The organism is Ruegeria aquimaris (genome assembly GCF_025751555.1).
GTDB lineage: Bacteria > Pseudomonadota > Alphaproteobacteria > Rhodobacterales > Rhodobacteraceae > Ruegeria_B > Ruegeria_B aquimaris.
Genome location: NZ_JAOWLB010000007.1, coordinates 84,206 through 106,239, shown reverse-complemented (window position 1 = coordinate 106,239; position 22,034 = coordinate 84,206). Strand labels below are relative to the sequence as shown.

At 63.7% G+C, this 22,034-nt stretch carries 24 protein-coding genes; 19 read left to right on the top strand and 5 right to left on the bottom strand.

Annotation, left to right across the window (positions count from 1 at the left end):
* Window positions 1–53: 53 nt before the first annotated feature.
* Window positions 54–482, bottom strand: a complete 429-nt coding sequence (locus tag OE747_RS11975) for an FKBP-type peptidyl-prolyl cis-trans isomerase (protein WP_263828829.1) — start codon at window positions 480–482, stop codon at window positions 54–56.
* A gap of 123 nt (window positions 483–605) precedes the next feature.
* On the opposite strand from OE747_RS11975, the gene OE747_RS11970 reads away from it, so the two are divergent.
* The 10 genes from OE747_RS11970 (at window position 606) to OE747_RS11925 (ending at window position 10,191) form a co-directional block, all read left to right on the top strand.
* Entirely contained in the window at window positions 606–1,292 is a 687-nt protein-coding gene (locus OE747_RS11970) for a haloacid dehalogenase type II (protein ID WP_263828828.1), read from the top strand.
* Window positions 1,292–2,119, top strand: coding sequence for an alpha/beta fold hydrolase (locus OE747_RS11965; protein ID WP_263828827.1), 828 nt, complete (start codon window positions 1,292–1,294; stop codon window positions 2,117–2,119). The genes OE747_RS11970 and OE747_RS11965 overlap by 1 nt, the downstream gene beginning before the upstream one ends.
* Window positions 2,116–3,090, top strand: a complete 975-nt coding sequence (locus tag OE747_RS11960; RefSeq protein WP_263828826.1) for a threonine ammonia-lyase — start codon at window positions 2,116–2,118, stop codon at window positions 3,088–3,090. Before OE747_RS11965 ends, OE747_RS11960 begins: the two co-directional genes overlap by 4 nt.
* Before the next feature lie 102 nt (window positions 3,091–3,192).
* Window positions 3,193–3,981 carry a 3-oxoadipate enol-lactonase gene (gene pcaD / locus OE747_RS11955; protein ID WP_263828825.1) on the top strand — a complete coding sequence of 263 codons (789 nt, stop codon included), beginning with the start codon at window positions 3,193–3,195 and terminating at the stop codon, window positions 3,979–3,981.
* Between the two features lie 15 nt (window positions 3,982–3,996).
* The gene (locus tag OE747_RS11950; RefSeq protein WP_263828824.1) at window positions 3,997–4,710 is read left to right on the top strand and encodes an alpha/beta fold hydrolase; all 714 of its coding nucleotides are present in this window, start codon (window positions 3,997–3,999) and stop codon (window positions 4,708–4,710) included.
* Window positions 4,710–6,047: a class-II fumarase/aspartase family protein gene (locus OE747_RS11945; RefSeq protein WP_263828823.1), complete on the top strand. Its 1,338-nt coding sequence runs from the start codon at window positions 4,710–4,712 to the stop codon at window positions 6,045–6,047. The genes OE747_RS11950 and OE747_RS11945 overlap by 1 nt, the downstream gene beginning before the upstream one ends.
* A 60-nt stretch (window positions 6,048–6,107) precedes the next feature.
* On the top strand, window positions 6,108–7,307 hold the full coding sequence (locus OE747_RS11940; RefSeq protein WP_263828822.1) for a TCR/Tet family MFS transporter: 1,200 nt from the start codon (window positions 6,108–6,110) through the stop codon (window positions 7,305–7,307).
* A gap of 86 nt (window positions 7,308–7,393) precedes the next feature.
* Window positions 7,394–8,482 carry a Zn-dependent alcohol dehydrogenase gene (locus tag OE747_RS11935; protein ID WP_263828821.1) on the top strand — a complete coding sequence of 363 codons (1,089 nt, stop codon included), beginning with the start codon at window positions 7,394–7,396 and terminating at the stop codon, window positions 8,480–8,482.
* A gap of 89 nt (window positions 8,483–8,571) precedes the next feature.
* A complete protein-coding gene (locus OE747_RS11930) occupies window positions 8,572–9,804 on the top strand; it encodes a mandelate racemase/muconate lactonizing enzyme family protein (RefSeq protein ID WP_263828820.1) in 1,233 nt (410 codons plus the stop codon).
* A 102-nt stretch (window positions 9,805–9,906) separates the two neighbouring features.
* Window positions 9,907–10,191, top strand: coding sequence for an ArsR/SmtB family transcription factor (locus OE747_RS11925; RefSeq protein WP_263828923.1), 285 nt, complete (start codon window positions 9,907–9,909; stop codon window positions 10,189–10,191).
* Between the two features lie 18 nt (window positions 10,192–10,209).
* On the opposite strand, the gene OE747_RS11920 is transcribed toward OE747_RS11925, so the two are convergent.
* Window positions 10,210–11,205 (bottom strand): AraC family transcriptional regulator, encoded by a 996-nt coding sequence (locus tag OE747_RS11920; protein WP_263828819.1) that lies wholly within the window; start codon window positions 11,203–11,205, stop codon window positions 10,210–10,212.
* Between the two features lie 97 nt (window positions 11,206–11,302).
* Here OE747_RS11920 and OE747_RS11915 point away from each other — a divergent pair, with 97 nt between their 5' ends.
* Window positions 11,303–12,511 carry an acetyl-CoA C-acetyltransferase gene (locus tag OE747_RS11915; protein WP_263828818.1) on the top strand — a complete coding sequence of 403 codons (1,209 nt, stop codon included), beginning with the start codon at window positions 11,303–11,305 and terminating at the stop codon, window positions 12,509–12,511.
* A 12-nt stretch (window positions 12,512–12,523) separates the two neighbouring features.
* Entirely contained in the window at window positions 12,524–14,668 is a 2,145-nt protein-coding gene (locus OE747_RS11910; protein ID WP_263828817.1) for a 3-hydroxyacyl-CoA dehydrogenase NAD-binding domain-containing protein, read from the top strand.
* Window positions 14,669–14,695: 27 nt separating this feature from the next.
* Here OE747_RS11910 and OE747_RS11905 read toward each other — a convergent pair whose 3' ends face one another.
* Window positions 14,696–15,262 carry a TetR/AcrR family transcriptional regulator gene (locus tag OE747_RS11905; protein ID WP_263828816.1) on the bottom strand — a complete coding sequence of 189 codons (567 nt, stop codon included), beginning with the start codon at window positions 15,260–15,262 and terminating at the stop codon, window positions 14,696–14,698.
* A gap of 303 nt (window positions 15,263–15,565) precedes the next feature.
* Here OE747_RS11905 and OE747_RS11900 point away from each other — a divergent pair, with 303 nt between their 5' ends.
* Genes OE747_RS11900 through OE747_RS11885 form a run of 4 tightly spaced genes read left to right on the top strand, consistent with a single transcriptional unit; the run spans window position 15,566 to window position 17,791 of the window.
* The gene (locus OE747_RS11900; protein WP_263828815.1) at window positions 15,566–16,030 is read left to right on the top strand and encodes a nuclear transport factor 2 family protein; all 465 of its coding nucleotides are present in this window, start codon (window positions 15,566–15,568) and stop codon (window positions 16,028–16,030) included.
* A gap of 14 nt (window positions 16,031–16,044) precedes the next feature.
* On the top strand, window positions 16,045–16,665 hold the full coding sequence (locus OE747_RS11895) for a pyridoxamine 5'-phosphate oxidase family protein (RefSeq protein ID WP_263828814.1): 621 nt from the start codon (window positions 16,045–16,047) through the stop codon (window positions 16,663–16,665).
* A gap of 54 nt (window positions 16,666–16,719) precedes the next feature.
* Complete coding sequence (locus OE747_RS11890; RefSeq protein WP_263828813.1) at window positions 16,720–16,911, top strand: hypothetical protein; 192 nt, start codon at window positions 16,720–16,722, stop codon at window positions 16,909–16,911.
* Between the two features lie 46 nt (window positions 16,912–16,957).
* On the top strand, window positions 16,958–17,791 hold the full coding sequence (locus OE747_RS11885) for a PhzF family phenazine biosynthesis protein (RefSeq protein WP_263828812.1): 834 nt from the start codon (window positions 16,958–16,960) through the stop codon (window positions 17,789–17,791).
* Window positions 17,792–17,797: 6 nt separating this feature from the next.
* Here OE747_RS11885 and OE747_RS11880 read toward each other — a convergent pair whose 3' ends face one another.
* Window positions 17,798–18,670 carry a LysR family transcriptional regulator gene (locus OE747_RS11880; protein WP_263828811.1) on the bottom strand — a complete coding sequence of 291 codons (873 nt, stop codon included), beginning with the start codon at window positions 18,668–18,670 and terminating at the stop codon, window positions 17,798–17,800.
* Window positions 18,671–18,822: 152 nt separating this feature from the next.
* Here OE747_RS11880 and OE747_RS11875 point away from each other — a divergent pair, with 152 nt between their 5' ends.
* Entirely contained in the window at window positions 18,823–19,245 is a 423-nt protein-coding gene (locus OE747_RS11875; protein ID WP_263828810.1) for a GFA family protein, read from the top strand.
* A gap of 31 nt (window positions 19,246–19,276) precedes the next feature.
* Entirely contained in the window at window positions 19,277–19,471 is a 195-nt protein-coding gene (locus tag OE747_RS11870) for a DUF1059 domain-containing protein (RefSeq protein ID WP_164132133.1), read from the top strand.
* Window positions 19,472–19,540: 69 nt separating this feature from the next.
* Here OE747_RS11870 and OE747_RS11865 read toward each other — a convergent pair whose 3' ends face one another.
* Entirely contained in the window at window positions 19,541–21,232 is a 1,692-nt protein-coding gene (locus OE747_RS11865; protein ID WP_263828809.1) for a thiamine pyrophosphate-binding protein, read from the bottom strand.
* 105 nt (window positions 21,233–21,337) lie between these two features.
* Between OE747_RS11865 and OE747_RS11860 the strand changes: the two genes are divergently transcribed.
* A complete protein-coding gene (locus OE747_RS11860; RefSeq protein ID WP_263828808.1) occupies window positions 21,338–22,027 on the top strand; it encodes a GntR family transcriptional regulator in 690 nt (229 codons plus the stop codon).
* The last annotated feature ends 7 nt before the right edge of the window (window positions 22,028–22,034 follow it).

Here is a 22,034-nt window from a genome sequence, read left to right as displayed (position 1 = left end):
GCGTAACATCTGAGATGAGAAAGGCCCTGCTCTGTGAAAGCAGGGCCTTCTGCTTAATTGATCGACACGATTTCGATGTCAAAGATCAGGTCCTGACCGGCCAGCGGGTGGTTTGCATCCAGCGTCACGGTGGCCTCGGTCACCTCGACCACGGTAACCGGGATGACCCGGCCGTCCGGCGCCTGCATCTGCAACTGGGTTCCAAGCTCCAGCGGGATGTCATCGGGGATACCCTCGCGCGGGATCGCCTGGCGGGCGTCGGGATTGAGCGGGCCATAGGCCTCGACACAGGCAATCTCCACCCGCTTCTTTTCGCCCACCTGCATGCCGGGCAGCGCCTTGTCGAGACCGGGAATGATCTGGCCAGACCCCACCTCGAACTGCAACGGGTCGCGCCCTTCGGAACTGTCGAAGGTGTTCCCGTCGAGCAGAGTTCCGGTGTAGTGGATGCGTACCGTGTCGCCTTGTTTGATCTGGGTCATGCCGTCCTTGCCTTTTTTCACTGAAAGAACGGCCAGCCTAGGGTTTGTCACGCCAATGTAAACCCCGGCCCCTTTTACCCGGTTCAAACCTGTGCAAACCTTCGCCGCAATCAGGAGGAACCCATGCCCATTACGACCTGCGTCTTCGATGCCTATGGCACGCTGTTCGACGTGGCCGCCGCCGCCCGTCAGGCGGCGTCTGAACCCGCCTATGCCGCGATGAAGGATTGTTGGCCGCAGCTGGCCTCGCATTGGCGTTTGAAACAGCTGCAATACAGCTGGCTGCGCGCGATCACCGGGGCGCATACGGATTTCTGGGAGGTGACCCGGAACGGCCTCGACTGGGCGCTGGATGCGGTCGGCTTGGCCGGGGATCCAGCCCTGCGCCAGCGGCTCTTGGATCTTTACTGGGAGCTTCAGGCCTATCCCGAGGTGCCGGATATGCTCAAGGCGCTGAAGGCGGCGGGGAAGCAGACCGCGATCCTGTCGAACGGGTCGCCCGACATGCTGGATGGCGCCGTGCAATCAGCCGGGCTGGGCACGGTGCTGGATGATGTCCTGTCGGTCGAAAGCGTGGGCATCTTCAAGCCCGACAGACGGGTCTATGACCTGGTTGGGCAACGGTTCGGATGTGCGCCGGACGAGGTCCTCTTCGTGTCGTCCAACGGCTGGGATGCCGCCGCCGCCGCGGGATACGGCTTTTGCACCGCCTGGGTGAACCGCGCGGGCGAACCGGTGGACCGCCTGCCCTGGACCCCGGACACGATCCTGTCGGACCTGACCGGCATACCAGCGCTGGCGGAGGCGTGATGCCGGATTTCAAGACAAGCGACGGGCTGCGGCTCCACTTCGAGGACGAAGGCAGCGGCGCGCCGCTCCTGTGCCTTGCCGGGCTGACCCGGTGCAGCCGCGATTTCGAATTCCTGCGCCCGCATGTGCGCGACCTGCGCCTGATCCGGCTGGATTACCGGGGGCGGGGTCGCTCGGATCATGACCCCGACTACATGAACTACAATATACTGCGCGAAGGGCACGACGCGCTTGAACTGCTGGATCATCTGGGGCTGGAAAAGGTCACTGTGCTGGGCGCCTCGCGCGGCGGCATGATCGCCATGACCCTTGCTGCCAGCCATCCCGAGCGCCTGTCAGGGGTCATCCTCAACGATGTGGGTCCAGTGATCGAAACCTCGGGGATCGCCCGCATCATGGAATATGTGGGCCGCAAGCCAGTCTCGAAAACCCATGAACAGGCGGCGCTGGTTCTCAAGGACGCGATGGAACCGCAATTTCCCGGCGTTCCGCTGGAGGTCTGGCGCAAGCAGGCCGAGATCCAGTATGAGGCCACCGAAAACGGTCTGGCGCTGCGCTATGACGACCGCTTGCACAAGGCGCTTTTGGAGCAGGCAGCGGCGGGTGCCATCCCGGACCTCTGGATGTTCTTCGAGGCGCTACGCGGGATTCCGACCGGCGTGGTGCGTGGAGCCAATTCCGACATTCTGGGCGCCGGGACACTGACCGAGATGCACCGCCGCCACCCGGGGCTGATTTCGGCAGAGGTGCCCGACCGGGGGCATGTACCATTCCTGAACGAACCGCAATCGCTTGACATCATCCGCCGCATTCTGGAGGCCGCATGAGTTCCATTGAGATGATCGAAGCCGCCGCCAGGCGGCTTGCCGGCCATGCCCGCCGCACGCCGCTGCTCAGTTCGCCCTTTCTGGACGAGATTGCCGGGCGGCGCCTGCTGGTCAAGCCCGAGTGCCTGCAACATACCGGCAGCTTCAAGTTTCGCGGTGCCTGGTCGGCGATCTCGGCGCTCGATCCCGAGATCCGCGCCCGTGGGGTCATCGCCTTCTCCTCGGGCAACCACGCCCAGGGGGTGGCCCATGCCGCCACGTTGCACGGTATATCCTCGGTCATCGTGATGCCATCGGACGCGCCAAAGCTGAAGATCGAGAATACCCGTGCATTGGGGGCCGAGGTCGTGCTGTACGACCGGGGCCGTGAAAGCCGCGAGGAGATCGGGGCCACTCTGGCAGGTGAACGCGGCTTGACCCTGATCAAACCCTATGACGAGCCGCAGGTGATCGCGGGTCAGGGAACCGTCGGTCTGGAAATTGCGCAGCAGGCAACCGAAATGGGCGTCAAACGCGCCGAGGTCCTGGTCTGCTGTGGCGGCGGCGGGCTGACTTCGGGGGTTGCTCTGGCCCTGCACCACCACGCCCCCGATATGCGCGTCAGGCCGGCCGAACCCGAAGGGTTCGACGATACCCGACGTTCGCTGGCCAGCGGGACGATCAGCCGCAACACCAGCGAGACCGGCAATATCTGCGACGCCATCCTGACCCCGCAACCGGGGCAGATCACCTTTCCGATCCTGCAACGCCTTTGCGGACCGGGGCTGGCGGTGAGCGAGGACGAGGCGCTGCATGCGATGGCGCTGGCGTTTCTCCGGCTGAAAATCGTGCTGGAACCTGGCGGCGCGGTGGCTTTGGCCTCGGCCCTGTTCCGGGGCAGCGAATTGCAAGGCGATACGGTTATTGCGGTCGCATCCGGGGGCAATGTCGACGCAGCCCTGTTCCAGCGGGCGCTGGAGCGCTTTGCATGATTGCTCGGCACCGGCGAATTGACGCCATGCGGCGTCAACAGGCCTTTACCTGACCTGGGGTCAATTTATACTCTGCGTCCCAGAAACACGGGGAGACAGGCCATGCGATTTGCCGATCTTGGCGACATAAGGCTGCATTACAGAATCGACGGCGACCCAGACGGCGCGCCGGTGGTGTTTGCCAATTCTCTTGGCACCGATTTGCGGCTCTGGGACCCGATCCTGCCCTATCTGCCCGCCGGGCTTAAGCTCATCCGCTACGACAAGCGCGGCCACGGGCTGAGCGATGCGCCCGCCGCGCCCTATACGATGGGGGCGCTGGTGCGCGATGTCGAACGGCTACTCGACATGCTCGAGGTGCGCGATGCCCTTTTCGTGGGCCTGTCCATCGGCGGCATGATCGGTCAGGGATTGGCGGTCAAGCGGCTCGATCAGGTCCGCGCACTGATCCTGTCGAATACCGGCGCCAAGATCGGCACCAAGGAGATGTGGGACCAGCGGATTGCCGCGGTGCAGTCGGGTGGCATCGAATCGCTGGCCGACGCGGTGATGGAACGCTGGTTCTCGCGCGGGTTCCGTGCCACGCCCGAACTGGGCCTGTGGCGCAACATGCTGGTGCGGCAGCCGGCGCAGGGTTATGCCGGATGCAGCGCGGCGATTTCCGGCACCGATTTCTACACGCCCACCAGCGGGTTGCGCCTGCCCTGCCTGGGTATCGCCGGGGATGAGGATGGCGCGACACCGCCCGATCTGGTGCGCGAAACCGTGGACCTGATCCCGGGATCGCAATTCCACCTGATCCGCAAGGCCGGTCACCTGCCCTGTGTGGAACAGCCCGAAAACTATGCCGCGCGGCTGGTGCAGTTCCTGCACGACACGGGTCATATCTGAGTAGGAGAAGCATACATGGCCGATTTCCTGTTGGTGCATGGATCCTGCCACGGAGCGTGGTGCTGGCGCGACCTGATCCCCGCCTTGCAAGAACGCGGCCATACCGCACGCGCGATCAACATGCCCAGCCACGGATCCGACGTGACACCAATCGCCGAGGTTACACTGGAGGGCTGTCGCGACGCGGTGCTGGAGGCCAGCACCCCCGATACGTTGATCGTGGGGCACAGCTGGGGTGGCTACCCGATCAGCGCGGCGGCGGAACATGACCCGCAGGCGATGCGCGGGCTGATCTACCTGTGCGCCTATGTCCCGATCTCGGGCCTGTCGATGGTCGAAATGCGCAAGCGGGCCAAGCGGCAACCGCTGTTGCAGGCGGTGGTTAAATCCGACGACGGCCTGTCCTTTACCGTCGATCCCGAACAGGTACCGGCGCTGTTCTATCACGACTGCCCGCCCGAGCGGGTGCTTTACGCGCAACCGCGCCTCTGCCCGCAGGCGATCAAACCGCAAAATACGCCCCTCACCGTGACCGATCGCTATCACGGGGTGCCCAAGGCCTATATCCGCTGCACCGACGACCGGACCATTCCGCCCGAGTATCAAGAGGAGATGACCGCGGACTGGCCATCGGACCGGGTTCATGTCATGAACAGCTCTCACTCGCCGTTCTTTGCCGACCCGCAAGGGCTGGCGCGTCTGCTGACCCGGATCGAAGGACAGTTCTGATGGCCGCATCGGTCTTTGACAGCGCGCATCTTGCGCGCCTTTTCCCGACCGCCGAGGTCGGGCGCCTGTTCACCGACGGGGCGGAACTGCGTGCCATGCTGCTGACCGAAGGGATGCTGGCCAAGGCGCAGGGCGAGTTGGGCGTGATCCCCAAGGAGAGCGCAGGCGCAATCCAGCGCGCGGCGATGGAAATTCACCTCGACCCCGGCGCACTGGCACAGGCGACGGGCGCCAATGGCGTCTCGGTTCCGGCGCTGGTCACAGCCTTTCGAACCGAGATGCAGGCCCCCGAACATGCGCAATACGTGCATTGGGGCGCGACCTCGCAGGATATCCTCGACACCGGCCTGATGCTGCGGCTGCGTCAGGCGGTATCCGTGGTAGAACGTGATCTGGGCCAGATCCTCACCGCGCTGGCTGGTCTGGCCGAGACCCATGCCGACCTGCCCATGGCCGCGCGCACCTATGGTCAACATGCGACCCCCACCAGTTTCGGCGCCTTGGTCGCCGCATGGGGTGAGCCTTTGATCGGTCTCTTGTCTGAACTGCCGGGTCTACGCCGCGCCTGCATTGTGGTCTCTTTGTCCGGCGCGACAGGCACCTCTTCTGCGCTTGGCCCCAAGGCTGCCGAAACAAGGGCGGCGCTGGCCAGGCTGCTCAATCTCGGCGATCCCGGCCGCAGCTGGCACACCGACCGTACCCCGGTCCTGCGACTGGCGAACTGGTTCATCCGCGTCGGACTGGCGCTTGGCAAGATGGGCGAGGATCTGACCGAACTGAGCCAGACCGGCATTGGAGAGGTTTCTCTTGGCATGGGCGGCTCGTCGTCCACCATGCCGCAGAAACAGAATCCGGTCGGTCCCGCCGTTATGGTGGCGCTGGCCCGGCAGGGCGCCGGGCTGCTGGCGGTTCTGCATGGCGCGGCCATGCACCGTCACCAACGCGACGGGGCGGCCTGGTTCACCGAATGGATGTGCCTGCCGCAGATCGTGCTGGGCGCTGCGGCGGCGGCACAGACGGCTGTGGGGCTGAGCGAAGGGCTGAAGCCTGACGCAAAGGCGATGGCCGATGCCCTGACCGGGGGCCTCGACCTGATCCATGCCGAGGCGCTGAGCTTTGCGCTGGCCGGGCTGATGCCACGCCCCGAGGCGCAGGCCAGAACCAAGGCCCTGTGCAAAGAGGCCGCCGACACGGGCACCCCGCTGAAGCAGGTGATCGCCCGCGACTGGCCGCAGCTGGATGCCATCGCCCTGACCGACCCCGCTCGGCAAATGGGCAGCGCACCGGAAGAGGCCCGCGCCTTTGCCGCGCGTGTCCGGGAGTTGACCCTGGAATAGAGGGTTTGCAACCGCCGGGCCCCCGGCTAGTGTCCGGGAAACTAAACCGGACGGTTCAGAATGCGGCTGCCTTTCCTCTTTATCCTGATCACGGTGATGATCGACGCGATGGGTATTGGCCTGATCATGCCGATCATGCCCGACCTGATCGTCGAGGTGCAGGGCGGCACGCTGGCCGATGCCGCCTTCTGGGGCGGTATCCTCAGCACGGCTTTCGCGGCGATGCAGTTCCTCTTTGCCCCGGCGGTCGGCAGCCTCAGCGATGCGGTCGGACGGCGGCCGGTGCTATTGGTTTCACTTTTCGTCATGGCGCTCGACTATGTGGTGATGGCTCTGGCCGGGACGATCTGGCTTTTGCTGCTGGGGCGGCTGGCGGGCGGCATCACCGCCGCCACCCATTCCACTGCCGCAGCTTACATGGCCGACGTCTCCTCGGCGGAGCAGAAGGCCGCCCGGTTCGGCCTGCTGGGCGCGGCCTTCGGCGCAGGCTTTGTTCTGGGGCCACTGGTCGGCGGGCTGTTGGGCGAGTTCGGTACGCGTGCCCCGTTCTGGGCGGCGGCAATGCTGGCCGGGCTGAACTTCGTCCTTGGCTTGTTTGTGATGAACGAGACGGTGACCGACGCCAACCGTCGGCCTTTCAACTGGTCCAGCGCCAATCCGCTAGGCGCGTTCCGGATGCTGGGCAAGGTGCCCGGCCTCAAGGGGCTGTTGTGGGCCTATTTCCTCTATTCCGTGGCGATCTACGTCTATCCCGCGATCTGGTCCTATTTCTCGCAGGAACGGTTCGGCTGGTCGCCACGCATGATCGGCCTGTCGCTGGCGATCTTCGGGTTCCTGATGGCCGTCGTCCAAGGCGGACTGCTGCCACATATCACCCGCCGCATCGGCGAGAGGCGCACGGTGATCTGGGGCCAGGTGTTCGACTTTGCCGGGTTCGGCGCGCTGGCCTTTATCAGCAGCGGCGCGCTGGCGCTGATCCTGATCCCGATTACCGCGATGGGTGCGATCGTGCCGCCCGCCTTGCAGGCGATCATGTCGCGCAGCGTGGCCGATGACCAGCAGGGCGCGTTGCAGGGCGTGATGACGGCGGTACATGCCCTGTCGATGATCGTCTCGCCCCTGTTGATGGCCAGCGTATTCGCCCGGTTCACCGGGCCGGATGCGCCGATCTATTTGCCCGGCGCGCCGTTTCTGGTTGCGCTGGCCCTGATGGCGGGCGGGCTGGTGATCTTTCTGCGCACCAGAACTGCCGCCGCGTAACACAAACGTATCTGCCGGTTTCCGCCTTGCAGCGTGGACCCCAAGCGTTCACCCTGTCGGCAGGACAATTCGGGGAGAAGACAGGTATGCAGACCATCCGAGCCGCCGTATGCCGCGCGTTCAAGGAACCCTTGGTGATCGAGGAGATACTGCTGGCCCCGCCCGGAACCGGCGAGGTCGAGGTGACGCTGGACGCCGTTGCGATCTGCCATTCCGATATTTCCTATGCCGAGGGCGCGTGGGGCGGGCATTTGCCCGCTGTCTATGGGCACGAGGCGGCGGGAACCATCAGCGCGGTGGGCACCGGCGTGCAGGGGTTCGAGATTGGTGATCCGGTGGTGGTGACCCTGATCCGGTCCTGCGGCACCTGCCCCAATTGCGCTGGGGGCAAGCCCACCATCTGCGAAAGCCCCTATGACGGGGTGAAAGGGCCGCTCAGAACCGCCGACGACCAACCGCTGCTCCAGGCCATGGCCTGCGGCGCATTTGCCGAAAAGGTGGTGGTCAGCCAGCGCCAGATCGTGAAGATCCCCGCCGACATGGGTCGGGACGTGGCCTGTCTGCTCTCCTGCGGGGTGATCACCGGGGTTGGCGCGGCGGTCAATGCCGCGCAACTGCGCGCCGGGCAGGATGTGGTGGTGATCGGTGCAGGCGGCGTCGGGCTGAATGCGATTCAGGGGGCTCGCATCGCGGGAGCGCGCCGCATCGTGGCCGTGGACATGACCGAAGAGAAGCTGGAAATCGCCCGCGCGTTCGGCGCCACCCACGGCGTGCTGGCGACCGGTCCGAAACCCTGGCGCGCGGCCTACAAGGCGCTTGGCGGGCGCGGTGCCGATGCGGTGCTGGTCACCGTTGGTGCCGTGCGCGCCTATGACGAGGCGCCGAAATACCTGGGCTGGGGCGGCCGGGTGGTAATGATCGGCATGCCGCATTCCGGCGGCATGGCGCAATACGAGCCGATGGGCGCCTCTTTCCAGGGCCATGGCTTCATCGGGTCCAAGATGGGCGATGTGGTGATCCAGCGCGATATCCCGTGGATGATCGACCTCTACCAGCAGGGCCGCCTGAAACTGGACGAACTGATCTCGGGCCGCTGGACGCTGGAACAGATCAACGAAGCCATTGCCGACACCCGCACCGGAAGCGCCAAACGCAACGTGATCCTGTTCACCTGACGCCGGAGACTGTCGGCAAATTTTCCCCGAAAATTTGTCTGCAAAAAGTTTTCAATTTTTTGCCTCTGCCCCCCTCGATGGAGTAACCGATGAAGCTGCAAGACCTCGACATCATCGTCACAGCGCCCCCCGCACCGGGTTGGGGCGGGCGCTATTGGATACTTGTGAAAGTGACCACCGACACCGGCATCACCGGCTGGGGCGAATGTTATGCCTCGTCCGTCGGGCCGCAGGCGATGACCCATGTCATCCGCGATGTGTTCGACCGGCACATGGCGGGCGAGAACCCCGAGAACATCGAGTTGATGTTCCGCCGCGCCTATTCCAGTGGCTTTACCCAGCGGCCCGACCTGACCGTGATGGGCGCCTTTTCGGGGCTCGAAATCGCCTGCTGGGACATCCTGGGCAAGGATCGCGACCGGCCCGTACATGCCCTCATAGGCGGGCGGATGAACCAACGTATCCGCGCATATACCTATCTATACCCGCTGCCGCATCACGAGCAGGGGCCATTCTGGACCTCGCCCGATCAGGCCGCCGAATGCGCCGTCGAAATGGTGCGCCAGGGCTATACGGCGGTAAAGTTCGACCCGGCCGGTCCCTACACGATCCGGGGCGGGCACATGCCCGCGATGACCGACATTTCCCTGTCGGTGGCCTTTTGCAAGGCAATCCGCGACGCGGTGGGCGACAAGGCTGACCTGCTCTTTGGCACGCATGGCCAGTTCAACACCGCCGGTGCGATCCGCCTCGGCCAGGCGCTGGAACCCTATTCACCGCTCTGGTTCGAGGAACCGACCCCGCCCGACAATATCGAGGATATGGCCCGCGTCGCCCGCAACGTGCGCATCCCGGTGGCCACCGGAGAGCGCATGACCACCAAGGCCGAGTTTGGCGCTGTGCTGCGCGCGGGCGCGGCCGAGATCCTGCAACCGGCGCTGGGGCGCGCGGGCGGTATCTGGGAGATGAAGAAGGTCGCCGCCATCGCCGAACTGTTCAACGCGCAGATGGCGCCGCACCTCTATGCGGGGCCGGTCGAATGGGCGGCCAATATCCAGCTTGCGGCGTCGATCCCGAACATCCTGCTGCTTGAAAGCATCGAAACCCCGTTCCACGATGCGCTGATCAAGAGTTCGATCCGGGTTGATAACGGATTTGTTATTCCGTCCGACGCCCCTGGCCTTGGGATCGAAGTGGACGAAGAACTTGCGCGCGCACATCCGTTTACCGGCCACGACCTGCATCTGAACATGCAGGAGGCCCCATGCGACTATCAAAACGGCAACGCATTCCAGGGGGGTGCGCCCGCATTGGAGGGGTGACAGCGCACCGGTCCTTGATGCATATTATCGCTGTTATGTAACAGGACCATTGGCGTGACGCTCAGTACCCCGCAACTTATCAAGCCCGAGATACCACAAGACATGGAAAGCCGCGCGGCACATGCCGCCGCCTTTCTCAAGACATTGGCCCATGAAGGGCGATTAATGATCCTGTGTCATCTTGGGGCGGGTGAAAAATCCGTGGGCCAACTGGAAAATCTGCTGGACATCCGGCAGGCGGCAGTCAGCCAGATGCTGGCTCGGCTGCGCGAAGAGGGGCTGGTCTCGACCCGTCGCGAGGGCAAGACCGTTTTCTATTCGCTGTCGGACACCAATACCGAACAACTGATCGGCCTGCTCTATTCGCTGTTCTGCGGCACTGATTGAGGCCGGACAGGCGCCGGATCAGAACTCGGAAACCCTGTAGGCGCGTGGTGTCAGCCCGGTCCAACTGCGAAAGGCGCGGATAAAGGCGCTGGCCTCACTGAAACCGGTGCGTGCGGCGATCTCTTCGACCGGGGCGTCAGTCGTCGTCAGCAGCCTGACGGCCATGTCGCGCCGGACCTGCTTGCGGATGTCGGAGTAATCGACCCCATCGCGTTTCAGGCGGCGGCGCAGTGTATGCGGCGCGATCCCGAGCGTGGCCGCGATCTGCACCATATCCGGCAACGCGCCTTCGGCGCTGAGCAGGGTTTCGACCGCAACCGCGACCTCCAGCGGCAGACCAGCGGTGCCATCCTGCGGCAGGAACGCATCGAGCGGCGTGCGCCGGGCATAGGCGGCGGCCTGCTCCTCGGTCCGCAGGACCGGCAGGCGGGACAGCGACAGCGGGATCGCAATCCCGCTGTCGCCCTGCCCGAACTGCATCGGCGCCCGGTGGAACATGGCGCGATAGGCCGCCGCATGACCCGGTGCGGGATAGTCGAACCAGGCCCCATTGATCGCACCGCGATTGCCCACCACCCAGGCCAGCATCCGGCTGACCAGCACCAGAACCATCTCGACCGCCGCGATGTTAAGCACCTCGCGCCCCGGAATGCGCGTCATCTCGAACAACAAGTTGGCGCCGTTTTCCCGCAGCGAATAGCGAAAGGAATTGTCCATCAGGTCCATGAACCCGACCGCACGGGCATAGGCCGCGCCCAACGTGTCGGCGTGGCTGACATGGGCGGCCATGATCGCATGGGTCCCCACCCGCTGCGGGCGCTGCTGCAATCCGGCCAACTCGTCATCCAGCGCCAGCGTCACCGCCCTCACCAGACGCACGAAATCCGGCGCCTCCAATGCGCCGACAACACCCGGCAACTCCGCCCGCGCCAGAATACCCGCCGGATCGGCACCGCGCGCCACCGCGCCTTCGAGGATGTTGGCGACAATCGTCGCCGGGATCGTTACCGCCATACCTGTCACTTAATGTCTATTTTTCTGCACGGCCAGATCATTGTTTTTGCACCACCCCCACCCCTAGGCTGTTGCCAAACCTTCAGGAGGAACGGTCATGGCAACATCCGCCTATATCTATGACGCGCTGCGCTCGCCCCGCTCGCGCGGCAAGTCCAGCGGCGCGCTCTACGAAGTGAAGCCGATCCAGCTGGCCGCCGGTCTCTTGCGCGAGATGCAGGCGCGTCACGACATGGATACCGCGCGCGTGGGCGATGTGATCCTGGGCTGCACCGCGCCGGTGGGCGATCAGGGTGCCTGTGTCGCCAAGGCCGCCGTGCAGGCGGCCCATTGGGACGAGGCGGTGCCGGGCGTCCAGCTTGACCGCTTCTGCGCCTCGGGGCTTGAGGCGGTGAACATGGCCGCAGCCAAGGTGGGATCGGATCAGGAGGAGCTGGTGGTCGCGGGCGGCATCGAATCGATGAGCCGCATCCCCATGCTCAGTCAGGGTGGTGCGATGTTCACCGACCCCGATTTCGTGATCGACCAGAACTCGGCCCCACAAGGGATCGGCGCCGACCTGATCGCCACCATCGACGGCTACAGCCGCGAGGATGTGGACGCCTTCGCGATGGAAAGCCAGCGCCGCGCGGCGCATGCCCGCGACAGCGGCTGGTTCGACCGCTCGGTGGTGCCGGTGAAGGATGAGAACGGCCTGACCATCCTGGAGCGGGACGATTTCATCAAGCCCGATACCGACATGCAGAAGCTGGGCGCGCTGAACCCTTCGTTCGCCGGGATGGGCGCCTTTGGCTATGATGACATGGCGCTGGCCAAATATCCCCACGTGGCGCGCATCAACCATGTGCACACGCCCGGCAACAGCTCGGGCATTGTCGATGGGTCATCCGCCGTGCTGATCGGCTCGGAAAAGGCGGGGCGCGATCTGGGGCTGGAGCCACGCGCGCGCATCGTTTCGGCCACCGTTATCGCCACCGATCCGGTGATCATGTTGGCAGGTCCCGGCCCGGCGGCCAAGAAATGCCTCGCCAAAGCGGGGCTGAAGGTTTCGGACATCGACATCTGGGAAATCAACGAGGCCTTTGCCTCGGTCGCGCTGCGCTACATGAAGGATCTGGATATCGACCACGAGATCACCAATGTGAACGGCGGCGCCATCGCCATGGGCCACCCGCTGGGTGCCACGGGCGGCATGCTGGTCTCGACCGTGCTGGACGAGTTGGAGCGCCGCAATGCCAAACGGGCGATGATCTCGCTTTGTGTCGGTGGCGGCATGGGCATCTCGACCCTGATCGAACGTCTGTAAGGGAGCGGTAGGATGGGTGATTTTCACTATACCAAGGATGCCGATGGCATCGTGACCGTGACCATGGACATGGACGGGCCGGTCAATGCGATGAATGCCGAGTTCTGGCCGCTCTTTGCCGCGACCATGGACCGGATCGAGGCGGAACCGGGGCTGAAAGGCGTGATCTGGACCTCGGCCAAGGACACGTTCTTTGCCGGCGGCGACCTGAAGATGCTGAAAAGCATCGAGCCCGACGGGGTCGAAGCACTTTTTCAATCGGTCGAGGCGACCAAGGCCGTGATGCGCCGGATGGAGAAACAGCCCGTGCCCCATGTCGCCGCGATCAATGGTGCGGCATTGGGTGGCGGGTTCGAGATCTGTCTCGCCTGCAACCACCGCATTGCCGCCGACAATCCGAAAACCAAGATCGGCCTGCCCGAGGTCACACTGGGCCTGTTACCCGGCGGCGGTGGCGTCGTGCGCCTGACCTGGATGCTGGGGCTGGAAGGCGCGATGCCCTTCTTGCTCGAAGGACGGCAGGTCTCGCCCGACAAGGCATTGAAGGCCGGGCTGATCCATCAGGTGGTGCCGGCCGATCAACTGCTGACCCGCGCGCGTGACTATATCCTGTCGGTGCAGGGCGATGCGGCGGCGGTGACCCAGCCCTGGGACACCAAGGGCTACAAGATCCCCGGCGGCCCCTCGACCGCGCCGCATAACATGACCCGCATCGCGGGCGCTGCCGCAATGCTCTACAAGAAGACGCGCGGGCTGATGCCTGCTCCCGCGCGTATCCTCGACATCATGACCGAGGCGGCGGGCAAGGTCGATTTCGACACCGCTACCCGCTATGAAAGCCGCCGTTTCGTGTCGCTGACGCCGCTGGCCAGCACCAAGAACATGATCGAAACGCTGTTCTTTGGCATGAACAAGGTCAATGGCGGCGCCAGTCGGCCCAAGGGCGTGCCGCCCTCCAAGGTCTCACGCCTGGGTATCCTCGGCGCGGGCATGATGGGACAGGGCATCGCCTTTTCCGCCGCCACGGCAGGGCTGCCCGTGGTGCTCAAGGACCAGACGATCGAGGCCGCCGAGCGCGGCAAGGCCTATACAGCCGCTCTGTTGGACAAACGCGTCAAACAGGGCCGGATGAGCGCCGGGGAACGCGAGGCGGTGCTGGCGCTGATCACGCCGACCGACAAGGCCGAAGATCTGAAAGGCTGCGACCTGATCATCGAGGCGGTGTTCGAAAAGATCGACATCAAGGATGCGGTGCTGGCCGAGCATGAGGCACTCTTGGCCGAAAACGGCATCTGGGGCTCGAACACCTCGACCCTGCCGATCACCCGGCTGGCCACGGGCGCCGCGCGGCCCGAGAACTTCGTCGGGCTGCATTTCTTCTCGCCCGTCGACAAGATGCCGCTCTTGGAGATCATCGCGGGAGAGAAGACCTCGGACGAGACGCTGGCGCGCGCCTTCGACTTTGCCCGCCAGATCCGCAAGACCCCGATCATCGTGGGCGACAGCACCGGGTTCTATACCTCGCGCACCATCGGCACCAAGATCATCGAGGCGGTGGAACTGGTGGCCGAGGGGCACGATCCGGTGCGCGTCGACAACCTGTCGCGGCTCACCGGCATGCCCACCGGGATGTTGTCGCTGCTCGACGAGGTGCAGATCAAGCTGGTCACCGACATCTACAACACCCAGGTGGAAATGGGCCTCTTGGACCCCGACAAGGAACAGAACCCCGCCGCCCGCGCCATGCTGGCCGAGATGATCAGCCAGCACGGCCGCCATGGCCGGGCCACGGGCAAGGGGTTCTACGACTATGACGCGCAGGGCAAGACGATCTGGCCGGGGCTCGCCGCCTGGCGCAGGGAGGGGGCCGATATCCCGGACGAGGACATCAAGGACCGCATCCTGTTCCGGGCCGTTCTGGAAAGCCTGCGCTGTCTGGAGGAAGGCGTGCTGCGCACGGTCGAGGATGGCAATGTCGGCTCGATCCTGGGCATAGGCGCGCCGGTTCATACCGGCGGCTATATCCAGTACGTGAACACCTATGGTCCGGCGCGGTTCCTCGCCCGGTGCGAGGAACTGGCGGGCAAATACGGAGACCGGTTCGCCCCGCCCGAGATTCTGAAAAAACACGTGGCCGATGGCCGTGCCCTGGCCTGACCCCTAGGGCGCGGTGAAACCCGCGCCCTACCGTTTCAATGCCTCATCCAGCAGGATGCGCGCCGTCTCCTTGGCGTCGCAAGCGGGCTGTGCTGTGCCCAGGAGCGAGGAGGTGACGATCGCCCCCTCTTTCAACAACAGGATCCGGCACCCCAATATCCCGGGGTCGCGAGCCCCCGCCTGACGGGCAAGCTCGGTAAAATATTCCAGTAGCACCTGCTTGTGATGCGCGGCCTCCACCCGGATCGGGTCGTCCTTGCAATTGTACTCCGCACCGGCGTTGATAAACATGCAGCCGCGATAGCTGTCTTCTTCGAACCATTCTTCCAAAGCGTCGAAACTCGCCAGGATCTTGCCGGCAGGCGTGTCGGCCAACTCGTCCACCCGCTTTTCGAACCATTCGCGAAAGCTCTCGTCGCGCAGTTTCAGCACCGCGACGATCAGTTCCTCCTTGGTGCGGAAGTGCTTGTAGATCGAGGTCTTCGACACCCCGGTCTCGGCCACCAGCTTGTCCATGCCTGTGGCGTGAAACCCGTCGCGGTAGAACACCGTCAGGGCTTTTCGCACCAGTTCGTCTTTCTTGTTGGGCCGCATGATTCGTCCTTGGGTTACTGATCGGTACATAAACACGCGGACGGCAGAGTGCAAATCACCACCGGTAACCATTTGTCGCGAAATGACGTTCTTCTGCAACGCGAGTGGCCTTGAAAAAAATTTGAACAAGAGGGTTGCAAAAGTTTACCGATCAGTACACCTTGAGAGCAAGTTAACAGATCGGTACACCAAAGGATCAATCCCATGCGACGCCGCTATGCCCTTTTCCCGACAAGACATGTTCCCCTGCTTCTGACGCTGGCAATTCTGGCCGCTTCCATCGCCTGACACCGGATACCCCCAATGACACGCCCCCCACTGCCCCCCTTCACCGCCGAAACCGCCGCCGAAAAGGTGCGCCTGGCCGAAAACGGCTGGAACAGCCGCAGCGCCGATGTGGTGACGCCCGCCTATTCCGACGACAGCCGCTGGCGCAACCGGGCCGAGTTCGTCACCGGACATGACGACATCCACGCCTTTCTGACCCGCAAATGGGACAAGGAGCTGGACTATCGCCTGATCAAGGAGCTGTGGGCCTGGTCCGGCAACCGCATCGCGGTGCGCTATGCCTATGAATGGCACGACGACAGCGGCAACTGGTTCCGCTCCTACGGAAACGAGAACTGGGAATTCGACGAGGATGGTCGCATGTCGGCCCGCCACACCTCGCTGAACGACCTGCCGATTACCGAGGACCAGCGCCTGTTTCACTGGCCCCTCGGGCCGCGCCCCGAGGGCCATCCCGGCCTGACCGAACTTGGCCTCTGAACGGAGATAGAACGATGCCCCGCGCCTTTTCCCAGCTGACCTTCACCCCCGCGGTTCTTGCCCATCAGGAGCGGCTCGGGTCCGCCCGCAGCTATGCCAAATTCATCGAGGGCGGTCCGCAGCAGGGGCACGAGATCGGACCTACCGAACAGGCATTCATCGAGGCGCGGGACGGGTTTTATCAGGCCACCGTGTCCGAGACCGGTTGGCCTTACGTGCAATATCGTGGCGGGCCTGCCGGGTTCCTTCGGGTGCTGGGACCGCGCAAAATCGGCTATGCCGACCTGTCGGGCAACCGGCAATATATCTCGCGCGGCAATCTGGACGGCAATGATCGGGTGGCGCTGATCCTGATGGATTACGCCAACCAGCGGCGGCTGAAGATCCTCGGCCGGATGACATTCACCGAAGGACCCGAGGCCGCCGCCAGCCTGCTGCCGGAGGCACAGACCCACCCCGCCGAACGCGCCGCCATCATCTCGGTCGAGGGGCTGGACTGGAACTGTCCCCAGCACATCACCCCCCGCTATACCGAAGCCGAACTGGCCCCGCATCTGAACGCGCTTGGTACCGAGCTGGCGCAGCTCAGGGCCGAGAATGCCCGTCTGAAAGAACAACTCTCCCGGTCTTTGTAGACCGCGCACATTACCCGCAAGACCTTCCCTCTTCATCCACTGGAGTAACTTGATATGTTCCGCCTCCTGATCCAGACCGTCACCTTCATCGCCGCAAGTTCCACTTTCTCTGCGGGAGTAATGACAGCCGCCTTTTACATCGTACCCAGCAGCATTCGGGCCGAAGCGCCGCACCTGCCGGACAGTTCCCTCCTGCCTGTTACACCGAAGGATGCTGTCAGCGCGCAAAGCGCTCTGGCAAGGTGATGGCACGAGGCCCATACCGGGGCGACACTCCCACAGGAGAGATGACATGACAGCACATGTGGACCGGATCGCCGCCTTTTCCGACGGCGCGCAGGGCGGCAACCCCGCCGGCGTGGTGATCGCCGATCAGATGCCCGCCGAAGACGAGATGCAGCGTATCGCGGCCGAGGTCGGCTATTCCGAGACCGCCTTTGCCGTGCCAGAGGACCAGGGCTGGCGGGTGCGCTATTTCGCACCGGTGGGCGAGGTCGCCTTTTGCGGCCATGCCACTATCGCGCTGGGGGCGACACTTGCCGCGCGGTTTGGCGACGGTACCTATGCCCTACAGCTCAACGATGCCGGCATCTCGGTCGAGGGGCAGCGCCATGGCGACCGGGCGCAGGCGGCGCTGATCTCGCCCCCCACCCGCAGCGGCGCGGTGGATGACGAGGTGCTGGAGGCCGCGCTGGCGCTCTTTGGACTGGATGAAAGCGATCTGGACCCGACCCTGCCGCCTGCAGTCGCCAATGCGGGCAACGATCACCTTGTGCTTGCCTTACGCGACCGCACCCGGCTGGCAACGATGGAGTACGATCTGAACCGGGGCGCCGCCTATATGCGGCTCAATGGCTTCACCACCATCAGCCTGCTCTGGATCGAAAGCCCGCAACGGTTCCACAGCCGCAATGCCTTTGCCATCGGCGGTGTGCTGGAAGACCCGGCAACCGGGGCCGCCGCCGCCGCACTGGCGGGGTATCTGCGCGATATCGGCTGGCCGCATGGCGGTATGATCGACATCGTTCAGGGCGAGGATATGGGCGCCCGCTCGCTGCTCAGGGTCGAGATCGGCGACACCCCCGGCGAAGGCGTTCGCGTCTCGGGCAGCGCCCGTAGAATCTGAAATGGATCAGACCGTCACAACTTCGGCCTGCGATCTCAACCAGTTCACGAAAGTCTTGACCGCTGGACGCAGGACGCCTGGCCGCGTTTCGATGTAGTAGACACCGAACAGTTTCTCTGAAAACAGCTCGATTATCCGTCCGGCCTCGATATCCTTTTGAAAGAACGCTCGGCTGGTAAAGGTAATGCCATCCCCTCGCCTTACAGCACTCATGATTAGGTTGCCCGGCATTTGGTGGACCACAAGCGGACGATCTGGGACCACACCATGATAGGTCAGCCACTCGGCAGCCTCGTTGGTTCCCAGTTCTTGTAGCCAAGGCAGGTCCATCAGGTCGGCGGCGTGTGACAGTTTTCTTCCCGCAACCAATTCGGGTGCGCCTATCAGAACCATGTCAGATAGCAACAACGGCTCGATATCGCCGACGGGGCGACGCTTGTCCCGGTACCGGATCGCAACATCAACGCCACCGGGCTTGAGTTCGACAAGATCAGCGGTCGGGTTCAGCATCAACGTGATGTCGGGGTTGGCCTGTTGAAACGCGGCCATGCGCGGCAACAGCCATTCAACCGCAAAAGCAGGCGACATGGTGATTTGGACTGGCCGGTTGGACAATCCGTCGGTCAGACGCTCGACACCACGCCCGATGGTGGCAAACCCGATTTCCAGATCCCGGGCCAGCGCCGCGCCTTCCTCTGTCAGTTCGATCCCGCGACCGACCCTGTTGACCAGCGGTGTTCCCAACCGGTCCTCAAGCAGCCGTACCTGCTGGCTGACAGCGGCATGAGTGACATTCAGCCGCTCGGCGGCAAGCGTGAAACTACCCGCCCCGGCCACCGCCGAAAAGGTACGCAATCCGTTCAGAGAGGGAAGCTTCATCCAATCCATTTGTAAGTTTTTCTAATATACACCCAAAATTTTTATGTTGCATGAATCCCTATTTCACTCAAGATTTTTGTAATCCAACGACGATTTCGTGGTAAAAAAATTAAAGGCAAACTTCCTACCGTGCCCGGCAAAGGAGGCTTCAGATGATCGTCAGTTCAACCTGTCACGAAGGCGGATGTTACTGCGGCGCCATAAGATACCGGATCGACAGAACCCCCGAGAATTCAGCTCATTGCCACTGCCGGTCGTGTCAGATGGCCCTAGGCGGCGCCTTTGCGACATGGGCCAAGGTTCCCGTCACCGAGTTCTCGGTCACCAAAGGCCAGATCAAGCAATGCGAAAAAACCCCGGGCGTCAGGCGTGGGTTCTGCGGCGATTGCGGCACTACCCTGACCTATGCCGCCGACACCGAGGTCGAGGGCCAGAACTGGCAGCAAGACGCCTGGTTTGCCGCCGTGACACTGGACGATCCATCAATAGTAGCGCCGCAAAACCATGTGTTTGTCTCGCACAAGCAACCATGGATCACCCTGCCCGCCGACGCGCCGACTTTCGAGGAATTCTGACTTTTCCCAAAACCTGCGAAAGGAGCACGCGATGTCAACGTCATTTTCTTACGCCTGCAAGGACTATCCCGGCATGGAATCCTGCCCCGGCAAGGTGGTTGCTCAAACCGAAGACGAGGTCTGGAAACTCATGGAGCTTCACGCGGTGATAGCGCATGGCGAGGATCCGTCTTCTTGGACCGACGAGGATCGCGCAGATTTGGCCAAGCTGATAAAGCCAGAGTAAAGATCACAGCTTTCCACGCTCTGTAATTGCGGCACATAAGGTGCCCCAAGCGCCTTTCGGACAAAGCACTCAGCCCATCCAGCGGCGGACGGGGGCATTGCTTTCCTCCAGCGGCTGGGTGATCACATCGACCAGCGTCGGCCCGTCATGGGCAATCGCCTCGGCCAGCACCCGCTCCAGATCCGCCGGGTCCTCGACCCGCCAGGATTTCACCCCATAGGCTGCCGCGATGGCCGCATTGTCAGTGCGGTTGAAATCGACGTTGTAATAGCGCTTGTCCTTGTCGGCAAACTGGCTGGCCTTGATCCAGCCGAATGTCGCGTTCGAGAACACCACATAGGTGATCGGCGCCCGCGACCGGCAGACGGTCTCCAGTTCGCCCACCGTGAACCCGAACGACCCGTCACCCATCAGCGCCACGGTCTTGGACGCCGGCCGCCCGTACCAGGCGCCCAGAGCGGCTGACAGCGAGTATCCCAGCGCCCCATGCGCACGGTTGGTGATGAAATGCCGCCCCGGGCGCGGCAGCTGGTAGTAGGCCGAGAAATAGGGGCAGCTGGTGCCGGGATCAGACACCACGGTCGCATCCTCGGGCAGCGTATTCATCAGGGCGCGGATCACCCGCTCGGGCCGGATCGGCGCCTGATCGGAACCTGCCAGCACCTCGAACGCCTCGAACTTGCGCCGTTTCCTGTCGGCAATCGCCGCCGCGCCGCCAAAGGTATCGGCTCCTTGTGCCCGCGCGTCCAGCACCGCGTTCACCTCGGCCAGCGCCAGCCGCAGATCGCCCACCACAGCGACCTCGGTCCGGTAATTGGCGTTCATCACCATCGGATCATTGTCGAAATGCACGATCCGGGTGCCCGGTTTCGGCGCCTCCCACCGTGCCGTTGTGGTGGACCCCGCGCGGCAGCCCATGAACACCACCAGATCGGCGGCCTCCATCATCTCCCATGTCTCGTCGGTGCCCCCGTTCGAGCCCACCACGCCCAGACAGTTGGGATGGGTTTCGGCAAGAGACCCCTGCCCCGAGATCGAGGTCGCCACCGGGATATCCAGCCGGGTTGCCAGACGGTCCAGCTCCTCCCAGGCCTGGGCGATCACCACGCCGCCACCGCAGACGATGAGCGGGTTCTTTGCCGACAGGATCGCATCGACTGCCGCCTCTGCCGCACCAGGCGCCGGCGCCTGTGGATAGGCAGGATAGCTGGCGGTCGCAGGATCGGCCCAGATGTCGGCGGCATCCACCGGGTCATATTGCACGTCATAAGGCAGGCCGATATGCGCCGCGCCCGAGCGCCCGGTGGTCATCGCGCGAAACGCCGCCCGCACCATGCGCGGGATATGATCGGCCCGGCTGATCACCGTGTTCCACTTGGTCAGGGGCGCCATCAGCGCCTTTTGATCCACCTCGGTCAGCGGGTATTTGCCGTAAGAGGCGACCGAGATATCGGTGGTGATCCCCAACACCGCATAAGAGCTTTCCGAGGCCTCGATCAGCCCCGGCAGGATATAGGTGGCGCCCCCACCCGACGGTCCCTCGGCCACACCGACGCGCCCCGTCACGCGGGAATAGCCATCGGCCATATAGGTGGCACAGCGCTCGTCACGGGTCAGGACATGGGTGATCTTGTGATCCAGCCGCAGCATCGCATCATAAAACGGCAAGGTGGTATCGCCACACAAGCCAAAGATATGCTGCACCCCCTGCGCCTCCAGCATCCGCACCAGCGCCTCGGCGCCGTTCATCTGATTGCTCATCCGAATCCCTCACACACTTCTGCGTTCATATCTGTATACAGCTTTGCATCACATCTTGCGCACAAGTCAATCCGACAATATCCTGCGACCAAATCAGGGGCGGAAATGGCCAGGACCGAAAGCAATGTTGACCGGCTTTATGATGCGCTCCGGCGTATGGCGACGGATTTCTCCTTCAAACCGGATGCGCGCATCAACGAAAGCGCATTGGCGACGCAACTCAACGCCTCGCGCACGCCGATCCGCGAGGCGTTGAACCGGCTGGTGGCCGAAGGCTTCCTGACCTTCCAGTCCGGGCGCGGCTTCTTTTGCCGGTCGCTCTCGCCGGAACTTGTGATGGATCTCTACGAGGCGCGCGTCGCTGTCGAAGTCGAATCCGTGCGCCTGGCCGCCCGGCGCGGCGACGAACGCGACATCGCCATCCTGATGCAGGAGTTGGAGGACATCGCCCCCGACTACACCTCCGAGGCCGATACCGAGGCGCTGCTGGCGATGGACGAACGGTTTCATACCCAGCTCTGCGCGCTTGCCGGCAATGCCGAACTGGCGCGCATGCTGGCCAATCTCAACGACCGCATCCGATACTTGCGGCTGATCGACCTGCGGCGGTTGCAGGCCATTGGACCACATGGTCAGACCATGGTGTCGGCCCATCAGCGCATCCTGGATGCCATCGCCCGGCGCGATGCCGACGGGGCCATGTCCGAGATGCGCGCCCATATCGAACGCCGCCGTGAGGGCGCGACCCAGGCGGTGCGCGATGCCTATGCACAATTGTACGTTCCGGAACATTGAGGGAAAA